Source organism: Streptomyces sp. NPDC006739 (assembly GCF_042869815.1).
Taxonomy (GTDB): domain Bacteria; phylum Actinomycetota; class Actinomycetes; order Streptomycetales; family Streptomycetaceae; genus Streptomyces.
This window is the reverse complement of the sequence record NZ_JBIAGM010000016.1, coordinates 205437-215111: the sequence shown is the minus strand read 5'-3', so window position 1 is coordinate 215111 and position 9675 is coordinate 205437. Positions and strand designations below refer to the sequence as shown.

The window sequence follows — 9675 nt, the reverse complement described above, 5'->3', positions numbered from 1 at the left end:
AGAGGTACGTCGCCCGCGAAATCCACCGAGCCATCGCCTCCGCTCCGCTACCTGTCCGCGGCAGTATCGCGGCTTGACATCCATAGGGGCATCGGCCTCGCAGACGATCGCGTGTTCCAGGGACTTGCGGGCGGTGGCCCCCCAGGTGAAGGGCCCGTGGCCCGCTACCAGCGCGGCGGGGACCTCTACCGCCTTCCGGTCGTCTTTGAGCAGGTCGACGATGACGCGGCCGGTGTTGTACTCGTTTGACGTAGGCGTGCGGGCGGGCGGCGTACTCGGGGAGTTCGCACAGCGGTGTGCCATCCGCCAGCACCGGCAGCACCGTGCAGGCGGTGAAGTCGGTACCGATGCCGACGACCTGCTCCGGTCGCACACCGGAGCGCGCCAGGGCCTCGGGTACGGCGTGACGCAGTACGTCGATGTAGTCGGAGGGCACCTGGAGGGCCCAGTCGGGCGGCAGCGGGGTCCCGTCGGGCAGCGCCCGGTCCAGGACGGCGTGGGCGTAGGGGTGTTCGGCGACGGCCAGTTCTTTGCCGTCGGAGACTCGGACCACCACGGCCCGTCCGGAGAGCGTTCCGTAGTCGACCCCGACGACATACGTCTCGGGACTGGTCTGTGGGCTGTTCTCGGCGTTGGCCATCACACCGCTTTCTGTTCGGTGACTCGCATGCTGTTCGGGTCAACGGGCAGGCCTACGGTGTGCCCCTGGGACGGTGTCAGGTCGGGGCCCGGCGTTGTCGCCGGGCCCCGGCCGCGGGCCTAGCGGACGGTGACGAGCTTCCACTCCTGAGAACCGTCGTCTGCCGCGTTCTGCAGGGTCAGCGGTGCTCCCGTGGACGCCCCGGTCAGGTAGAGGCTCGTGTTCCTGACGGCCTGGAGCTTGTAGTAGCCGTCGGCGGTCTTGGCGAGGTTCCAGCTGCCCGTGGAACTGTTGTCGACCCACTGGCCGATGCGCTGGCCGACCGTGGCGTTGCCCGTCCAGATGGCCGCCGCGCGGCCCCCCGACCGGTTCAGCAGGGTCGTGCCGCCGTTCGGCTCACTCACCACGTGCCACTGCTGGGTGTCAGGGTCGGCCGCCGCTCCTGCGTCCTCCAGGACCACGTCCGGCGTGTCCGCGTTGCCGAGGTTGGCGTCGTCGGTCTTGTTGCCGGTGCCGATCACCTGGCCGGTCTTTCGGTTGACCAGCCGGTAGTAGGTGCCGGCCGAGTCGCCGAGGTCGACCTCGGCGTAGGCGATCGTGGACGTGCCCTGGTTGTTGAGGATCGCGATGCGGCCGGTGCCGTCGACGTACTGGAGATCTCGGCTGTAGCCGGCCGGCGAGGTCGTCTGGTACTCCGTCCACACGCCGTCACTGCGTCCGCTCTCGTCGACCCAGACGTCTGAGCTGTTCGCCGCGTTGTAGACGAGACGCCCGTCGGGCAGCCGGACGAGGACCGGGCTGCCGCCGCCCGCGAGCGGACGGGATCCGGCGACGACCGGGAGGGAGCCGACCGACATGCCGGTCTGGCTGCCGCGGAAGAACTTCAGCGGATCGTCGGCGATGGCGTACCGGGTGTTGGCCCCGCCGCCCCAGTACTCGAAGGTGATCATCCACCGGCCGTCCGACGTGGGGACGACGTTGGTCATGCCCGGCCGGCCGCCGCCGATCTCGCTCCTGCCGCCGCCCATGTCCTGGACCGACCCGGAGATGTCGACGACAGGGTCGCTCCAGTCGGTGTTCCCGCCGTCCCAGGTCCGGTGCACGAGGATCTGGCCGTGCGAGTCGGTGGCCGTGTCGTTCGCGGGGTCCTTCTTCGGGACGCCGCTGACCGGGTCGAAGCCCACGTAGTCGTTCTCGTCGGAGTAGTAGCAGACCAGCTTGCCCTTGTAGACCATCAGGTAGGGCTCCCACAGCGGGTCCACCTGCCGGTACGTGTTGGCGGCGGCGACGTTCTGTCCGACCGCGCCCGCGCTGCCGCCCTGCCATCCTCCGGCCGCGACGACGCCCAGGACCTTCCAGCTGCCGCCCTGGTCGGTGCTGGCGTACAGGGCGATCGCCAGGTCGCTGCGGTCGCCGTCGTTGGACGGGGTCCAGTTCGGGTCGGCCGCCTTGTGCTCCTTGTAGTAGGAGTCGTCACCGGAGACGACACTCGCCAGCAGCAGCGTGCCGGCCTTCAGCTTGCCGACGCTCCGCGGGAGCACGTAGAGGTACGGGTTGGTCCAGTTGCTGGTGTACCGCGCGTACTTGGGGTCCTTGGAGAGGTACGCCGGTGCCTTGACCTCGGACAGCGGCTGCCAGCTCGTCCCGTCGTCGTCACTCTTGTAGACCGGCAGGGTCTGCCCGTCGGCGCTGCCCGACTTCGGTACGACGGTGGACTTCTCGAACGACGCCACCAGCCGCCCGCCGGGCAACTGGGCCGTCTTCGGGTAGACCGCGCAGTTGCCCCGGCCCTTGAGGCACGCATCACCGCCGAGCTGGTAGAGGATCCCGCCGGTCGGGTTGTACGCCTGTGCGCCGGCCGCGGGGACGGCCAGCAGCGCGGCCGCCGCGCCGAAGGTGCCCAGCGCCCTGCCCAGGGTTCTTCTCCGCATAACTCCTCCTTCAGGAACGATCACGGCCGCCGCTCAGGCGTCCGGGGTGGTGCCGTCCTGCTCGGCGACGAGGACGCGGACGTCCCACGGGCCCAGGTCCACCTCCGCACCGGCCGGTACGTCGTCGCCGCTCAGGACGTCGGACAGGTTCACCGGGGCCGGGACCCGGGCGGGCTCCCAGCTCCAGTTGTGGACGATGTGGACGTGACGCCCGTCCGGTGAGGTCCCGGTCGTGACGGTCACGGACCCGGGCAGGTCCCGCCAACCGCCGCGCGGGTCCGGCGCCATCCAGGCGGCCAGTGACCGGGCGAGGTCACGGCCGGGGACCGTGCCCACGCAGGTGACGCGGCCGGCGCCGTGCCGACGGGTGGTGACGGCGGGCCAGCGACCGAAGTGCGGGTGCTCGTAGGAGGCCAGCGTCTCGGCGTCGACGGGCGTGAGGCCCTCCAGCCAGCGCGTCGCCGTCGCGTCGGCGGGCACCTGGAGCGGGCTGCCGTCCACACCGCGGACGGGTACGGCTCCCACCAGGTTGCTGAACTCGTCGTAGTGCACACCCGCGGCCTCGGCGAGACGCCCGGGGGCCCTCTCGATCCGGGCGCGGGCCTCGTGGTCGGCGTATCCGGTGCGGGGACCCAGGACCAGGTGGCCGCCCGCGTGGGCGTAGGCGGCGAGCCAGTCGAGGGCGGCGTCGGTGGCGATGTACAGCGCCGGCACGACCAGCACCGGGTGGCGGCGGGCGGCCTCCTCCGGTGCCGTGTCCTCGACCAGTTGGGCGACGTGCACGATCCGCACCTGGCGGCCGGCGTCGAAGGCGCCCCGGTAGAAGGGGTCGAAGATGCGGTGGTAGGCGGCGGGGTCCGGTTCGCCGTTCGGCTTGGCGAGCGGCGGGTACTTCTGCATCAGCCACTTGCTCGGCATCGAGTAGACCATCGTGATGTCGGCGTCCGGCTCGAGCCCCGCGACGAGCGGACCGGCCTTGTCGAACTCGGTGCCCAGGCGGGCGATCTCGGCGTAGGTGCGGCCGGGTTGTCCGCTGTGCGGGAGGACACCGCCCCAGTAGGTCTCGGCGCCGAAGCGCAGGGTCTGCCACTGCCAGTACTCGATCATCCGCGCGCCCCGGGCGACGTGGGCCCACGCGGTCTGGCGCCACTGGCCGTCGTAGCCGGGCCGGTTGTCCCAGGCGTAGCCGATGGAGTTCGCGTTGGTCTCGGTGACCAGGAAGGGCTCCTGGCGCGAGGAGTACATCCAGTCCGCGGTCTGGTACATCGACCAGACCCCGGTCGTCTTCCAGACCTGCTCGTGCTCCTCCGGGGTGGGGTCGGGCAGCAGGAGGCCGTCCTGCATGTCGTAGTACGGGTTGCCGGAGGCGATGTCGAGCCGCGCGGCCAGTTCGTCGTCCGCGACGCCCTGGCGGGTGTAGGAGATGCAGGTGGTGACGAAGTGCCCGTCACGGGCGTACTCGCGGACGATGTCCGCCTGCCAGCCGATGAACTCGGTGACCTGCCGGGCCTGGAACTCCCGCCAGGCCACGTCGTACTGCGGCTGTTCGTTGCCGTCCGGGGTCCACAGGTCGGACCAGTCGGACAGCCGGTGCGACCAGTAGACCAGGCCCCACTCGCGGTTGAGGGTCTCGACGTCGCCGTACTTCTCGCGCAGGTGGTCGACGAAGCGCTGGAAGACTCCGCGGTTGTGGAAGAGGTGCAGGCCGGGTTCGTTGTCGACCTGCCAGCCGATGACCGCCGGGTGGTCGGCGTACCGGGCGACGATCTTCCGGATGACCCGCTCGGCGTGGAAACGGAAGGCCGGGTGGGTGAAGTCCGCCTCCTGGCGTGCGCCCCAGCCGATGCGTCGGCCGGTCCGCCGCTCCCCCGTGATCTCCGGGTACTGGCGGGCCAGCCACGGCGGAACCGCGTAGGTCGGGGTGCCCAGGATGACGGAGATGCCGCGCTCGTGGGCGCCGTCCAGGACCGGCTGGAGCCAGTCGAGGTCGAAGCGGCCGTTCTCGGGCTCCCAGGTGGACCAGACCGACTCGCCGACCCGGATCACGGTGAAGTTCGCCTCGGCCATCAGGTCCAGGTCGGTCTTCAGCCGTTCGTCGGGCCGCAGTTCGGGGTCGTAGGCGGGCGTGTACTCGTGGTAGTACGCGGCACCGAAGAGGACGCGGGCGGGCAGAACCGCCATGGGGGAACCTCCGAGGAGTGATTGGGGGGTGGGTCCGGGCGTCACTGCTTGACGCCGCCGGCGGCCAGGCCGCTCTGCCAGTACCGCTGCAGGAGCAGGAAGGCGACTACGAGCGGAATGATGGAGATGAGCGACCCGGTCACGACGAGCGCGAGCATGTTGCCGTTCGCGCCGCTGCCGCCGCCGAAGGCCTGGGAGGCCCAGGACGAGAGGCCGACCGTGACGGGATACAGCTTCGGGTCGTTCAGCATGATCAGCGGCAGGAAGTAGTTGTTCCAGGTCGCCACGAGGGTGAAGAGCACGACCGTCACCAGGCCCGGGGCCAGCAGTCGCAGCGCGATCGTGCAGAAGATGCGCAGCTCCCCGGCGCCGTCGATGCGCGCGGCCTCCAGGAGGCTGTCCGGGACGGCGTCCGCGGCGTAGATCCGCATGAGGTAGAGGCCGAACGGGCTGACCAGCGAGGGCAGCACGACGGCCCAGGGGGTGTTGACGAGGTCCACCTTCGCGAAGAGCAGATAGGTGGGGATGGCCAGGGCGGTCGTCGGGATCATGACGGCGCCCAGGACCAGGACGAAGGCCGCGTTGTTGCCCCGGAACCGGAACTTGGCGAAGCCGTAGCCGGCGGCGGCGGCAAGGAGCGCGGCGCCGAGTGCGCTGCCTACGGAGTACAGGACCGTGTTGAGCAGCCAGTTCAGGAAGACGCCGTCGTCGTGCGTCAGCGTCTCGTGGACGTTCTCCAGCAGTTGCGGCGCGTGCGAGAACCACAGGCCGAAGCTGGTGAACAGGTCCTGGGTGCTCTTGGTCGAGGAGACGGCGAGCCAGAACAGCGGCAGCAGGAAGTACGCCAGGACGGCCAGCATGACGATGGTCAGCGGGGTGCTGCGGCGACCCGCCGATCGCCGGCGCCGGCCGAGGGCGGTCCGTGGTGTGCCGGTCGCGGCCGCGCGCCGGGCCGGCCGGGACGTGGACGGGGGCGTCGTGGTCGTCACGGGGTCCTCCTGCGGTTCGCGATGAACAGGACGGCGTAGGAGAAGATCACGATGACCAGGCCGAGGAAGAACGACACCGCGGCCGAGTAGTCGACCTGCTGCCCGGTGAAGGCCAGGGAGTAGGCGTAGAGGTTCGCGGTGTAGGAGTTGTCGATGACGTCGGGCGCGATGGGCTGGAGCAGCTTCGGCTCGTTGAACAGCTGGAAGCTGCCGATGACGGAGAACAGCAGGGTGAGCAGCAGAGCGGGGCGCAGCGCGGGGAGCTTGATGGACCAGGCGATGCGCCAGGCGCCGGCGCCGTCCATCGCCGCGGCCTCGTACAGCTCCGTGGGAACGGTCCGCAGGGCCGCGTACAGGATGATCATGTTGTAGCCGACGAACTCCCAGGTCACGACGTTCGCCAGGCTTCCCAGCAGCCATCCGTCGCTGAGGAAGTGCGGCACCGGCAGGCCGAGTTTCCGGCTCAGCTGGGCGAACGGCCCGAAGTCCGGCCCGTAGAGGTAGCCCCACATGAGGGTGGCGACCACGCTCGGAACCGCGTAGGGCACGAAGATGCCCAGCCGGATCACCCGCCCGAGCCGCAGCAGGCCGCTGTCGAGGGCGAGCGCGAAGACCAGGGCCAGCACCAGCATGAGCGGGACCTGGATCAGGAAGAACTCCGCGACCCGTACGACCCCTTCCCGCAGGAGGGGGTCTTTCAGGGCCGTCAGGTAGTTGTCCAGCCCGACGAACGCGTTCCCGCCGATGAGCCTCTCCTGGAACAGGCTCAGGTAGGCGGCGTAGCCGAGCGGGGCGAGGAACATCAGCAGGAACAGCACCATGAACGGTGCGACGAACAGCGGGCCTGCCGCGCCTTGGCGCAGGCCACCGAGGCGGCGGCGCCCGGGCCCCGCTCGGCGCGGCTCCTCGGTGGAGGCCACGGTCGTGGCAGTCATCATCGGGCCTTTCTTGGGGGAAGGGCTGGCCGGGGCGGGTCACGTGCCGACGCGGGACGGCATCGGCAAGCAACCCGCCGCAGATCAAGCGGACTTGACGGTGAAACCCTGGGCCTTGGCGTAGGTGGTCAGACGCGTCTGCCACGCACCGAGCGCGGCGACCGCGTCCTTCTTCCTGGTGAGAGCGGTGCCGACGGTCTCCGTCCAGTCGGTGACGGCCTGGTCCAGGAACGGCGGCCACTGGAAGTCGGGGCTGACCGTCTTGCTGACGTCGGCGAACACCTGGTTGACCTTCTGGCCGCCGTAGAAGGAGGGGGCGTCGGCGGTGAAGGACGCGTCCGCGAGCAGCTGCTTCGTCGCCGGGAAGAACGACTGCTTGGTGTTGAACAGCTTCGCGCTGGCCGGGTCGCTGTTGAGGAACTGAGCGAACACCGCGGCCGCGATCGGGTTCTTGGTCTCCTTGATGACCGCGCTGGTCGAGCCGCCCCAGTTGCCCGAGCTGGGCTTCGAAGCGTCCCACTGCGGCAGGGGGGCGGCCCGCCACTTGCCCGCGGTGGACTTCGCCGAGCCGGCGAGGAAGACCGGCCCCCAGGCGGCGGTGATCCAGGTGGCGTACTTGCCCTTGTTGAGCGCGGAGAACCAGGCGTCGGTGAAGTCCGGTTCGACGCCGATCACGCCTTCCTGGGCCAGTCCGCCCCAGTAGGTGGCGAGCTTCTTGGAGATCGCGTCGTCCACGTCGATGGTGACGTCGCCCTTGCCGGCGGTCGCGTAGGGCTTGGCGCCCGCCTGCCAGAGCAGGCCGTGCCAGGCGGCAGCCTCGTTGCCGGCCAGGTTGGTCAGGTAGACGCTCGGGTCGGCCTTGTGCAGCTTGCGCGCGGCGGCGGCGAAGTCGTCCCAGGTCCGGGGCGGCTGGATGCCGTGCTTGTCGAAGATGTCCGCCCGGTAGAGCATGCCCATCGGGCCGGTGTCCTGCGGGATCGCCCAGATCTCGCCCTTGGAGCCGGTGACCTGCCCCCAGGTCCAGTCGACGAACTGGTCCTTGAGCTTGGCCGCGCCATAGGGGGCCAGGTCGAGCAGGCTGTCCGTGATCGTGAACGTCGGGATGGCCTGGTACTCCATCTGCGCCAGGTCCGGGGCGCCGTTGCCGGCCTTGATCGCCGTACGCAGCTTCGTGTAGTGCTGCACGCCCTGGCCGGCGTTGACGACCTTGACCTTGATGGCCGGGTACTTCTTCTCGAAGAGCGCGACCTCCTGGTCGATGTCCGGGACCCAGGTCCAGAACGTCAGCTCGGTCGGCGTCTTCATCGCCTTGTCGATGTCGGCCTGGCTGACCGGCTTGGCGGACGACGAGGCGGAGCCGCCGCCACCGCCGCCGCAGGCGGTGAGAGCGGCACCCAGCGAGACCGCTCCGGCGGCGGTGAGGAGGAGCCGACGGCTCATCTGGGACTGGCTGGGGGTGGAGTCGGATTTGCGCATGGGAACTCCCGCCGATGGCTGAGGGAAGGGCACGCCGGGCACAGGCGTGCGGGATGAGGGTGATGGGGTGACAGGAGGCTCGGACGTGGCGGCCGGACAGTGCGACCGGCAGGGCGTGGATACACGTCTTCGCCTGCACCGCCCGGTGGGAGAACCGCCTGCTGTCGAGGGGAGGTCCGTGGGCGGAAGGGCGCGGGTGGAGCGGAGAACTGTGAGGTAGACGGCGCTCAGCGCCTGGGATCCGCACCGTGCGGCGGCGCTGCTACGGGGCGAGGGAGCGGGAACAGTGGCCGGTGGGGCGGCTCGCCTCACGATTCCCGCCCGGTGGGGGCGGCTGACACGGGGGTCGGTCGATGACGGTCAGTTGTGAACGGGTGCACCTCCGCCCAGGGGCGGGGTGGACCGGCCCCCACTCGGGGAAGGAGCGACGGACCGGCCGCGGCCCGGGGTCCGCCGGGACGGCGGGGGTGCGGTCGAGGCGCGGATCACCAGGTCGACCGGTGGTTCACCGGCCGGCAAGGGGGGCGCGTCGGGGTTCTCGATGGAGTGCACGAGGCGTTTGAGCCCCTCCTGCGCCACGGTGTCGAAGGGCTGGCGCATCGTGGTGAGCGGAGGGGTCACATAGGCGGCGACGGGGATGTCGTCGAAGCCCACGACGCTGATGTCCTCGGGCACGCGTCGGCCGGCTTCCGCCAGCGCGCGGACGAGCCCGATCGCCATGTCGTCGTTGGCGGCGAACACCGCGGTCAGGTCGCCGTCGGCGGCCAGTTCACGGCCCGCCGTGTAGCCGGTCGAGGCGGACCAGTCGCCCTCCACGACGGGCGGTATCCGCCTGCCGTGCGCGGCGAGCGTCGACCGCCAGCCCTCCAGCCGGTCCCGGGCGGCGTACCAGCGCTGCGGGCCGGCGAGGTGGTGGACGGTCTCGTGCCCCAGTTCCAGCAGGTACTCGGTCGCCGTGCGCGCCATCAGATCGGCGCCGACGCCGGCTGCGAGGGTTCTGGGCGTGGGCAGGGGCGGCGCCCCGAGGACGAGGACCGGCACGTCGCCGCGGGCGGAGAGGCCCTCGCCGTGTCCGTCGTCGATCGGCTCCGAGATGACGATGCCGTCCACGCCCTGGTCGAGGAGCGAGTCGACGGCACCGGCGACGCCCGTCGGATCGCCTTCCACGGTGTTGACCACGCGCAGGGCGTACCCGGTGTCCCGTACGGCGCGCTCGACACCCATGATCAGGGAGGCGGGTCCGTACAGGGCGGTGCCCAGCGTCACCACACCGATGGAGCGGGTGCGTCCGGAGGCCAGTGCGCGGGCCGCGTTGTTCATGCGGTAGCCGAGTTCCTCACCGGCTTCCAGAACGCGGCGACGCACTTCCGCCGAGACGTACGGCTCGTCGTTGTAGACCCGGGAAACCGTCTTCTGCGAGACGCCGGCCAGCTGGGCGACGTCCACGCTGCGCGGTGCGCCGGAACCCCCGCCCCGTCCTGCCGCTCGCCTCATGGTGTCTCCCAGGTCGTGACCGATGTCGG

7 protein-coding genes and 1 pseudogene are annotated in these 9675 nt (G+C 70.5%); all 8 read right to left on the bottom strand.

Going from position 1 to position 9675, the window contains the following annotated elements; all coding sequences use genetic code 11:
• On the bottom strand, positions 1 to 303 hold a 303-nt coding region (locus ACFYMM_RS29535; RefSeq protein ID WP_388391799.1), incomplete at its 3' end, for a class II aldolase/adducin family protein.
• Positions 233 to 640, bottom strand: a pseudogene (locus ACFYMM_RS29530) (ribulokinase); the annotation flags it as partial. The gene ACFYMM_RS29535 and the pseudogene ACFYMM_RS29530, both read right to left, overlap by 71 nt.
• Positions 641 to 759: 119 nt before the next feature.
• Positions 760 to 2571 (bottom strand): RICIN domain-containing protein, encoded by a 1812-nt coding sequence (locus ACFYMM_RS29525; protein ID WP_388391775.1) that lies wholly within the window; start codon positions 2569 to 2571, stop codon positions 760 to 762.
• Positions 2572 to 2604: 33 nt separating this feature from the next.
• Positions 2605 to 4752: a beta-galactosidase gene (locus ACFYMM_RS29520; protein WP_388391773.1), complete on the bottom strand. Its 2148-nt coding sequence runs from the start codon at positions 4750 to 4752 to the stop codon at positions 2605 to 2607.
• Between the two features lie 41 nt (positions 4753 to 4793).
• Positions 4794 to 5741, bottom strand: coding sequence for a carbohydrate ABC transporter permease (locus tag ACFYMM_RS29515; protein ID WP_388391771.1), 948 nt, complete (start codon positions 5739 to 5741; stop codon positions 4794 to 4796).
• Positions 5738 to 6676 carry a carbohydrate ABC transporter permease gene (locus tag ACFYMM_RS29510; protein WP_388391797.1) on the bottom strand — a complete coding sequence of 313 codons (939 nt, stop codon included), beginning with the start codon at positions 6674 to 6676 and terminating at the stop codon, positions 5738 to 5740. The genes ACFYMM_RS29515 and ACFYMM_RS29510 overlap by 4 nt, the downstream gene beginning before the upstream one ends.
• Positions 6677 to 6760: 84 nt before the next feature.
• Positions 6761 to 8152 (bottom strand): extracellular solute-binding protein, encoded by a 1392-nt coding sequence (locus tag ACFYMM_RS29505; protein ID WP_388391769.1) that lies wholly within the window; start codon positions 8150 to 8152, stop codon positions 6761 to 6763.
• A 360-nt stretch (positions 8153 to 8512) separates the two neighbouring features.
• Positions 8513 to 9646, bottom strand: a complete 1134-nt coding sequence (locus tag ACFYMM_RS29500; RefSeq protein ID WP_388391767.1) for a LacI family DNA-binding transcriptional regulator — start codon at positions 9644 to 9646, stop codon at positions 8513 to 8515.
• Positions 9647 to 9675: the final 29 nt, after the last annotated feature.

What these genes read in the sequence shown, in the direction of transcription:
- ACFYMM_RS29525 (WP_388391775.1), bottom strand. Translation starts at nt 2,571, where the DNA reads ATGCGGAGAAGAACCCTGGGCAGGGCGCTGGGCACCTTCGGCGCGGCG.
- ACFYMM_RS29520 (WP_388391773.1), bottom strand. Translation starts at nt 4,752, where the DNA reads ATGGCGGTTCTGCCCGCCCGCGTCCTCTTCGGTGCCGCGTACTACCAC.
- ACFYMM_RS29510 (WP_388391797.1), bottom strand. Translation starts at nt 6,676, where the DNA reads ATGACTGCCACGACCGTGGCCTCCACCGAGGAGCCGCGCCGAGCGGGG.
- ACFYMM_RS29505 (WP_388391769.1), bottom strand. Translation starts at nt 8,152, where the DNA reads ATGCGCAAATCCGACTCCACCCCCAGCCAGTCCCAGATGAGCCGTCGG.
- ACFYMM_RS29500 (WP_388391767.1), bottom strand. Translation starts at nt 9,646, where the DNA reads ATGAGGCGAGCGGCAGGACGGGGCGGGGGTTCCGGCGCACCGCGCAGC.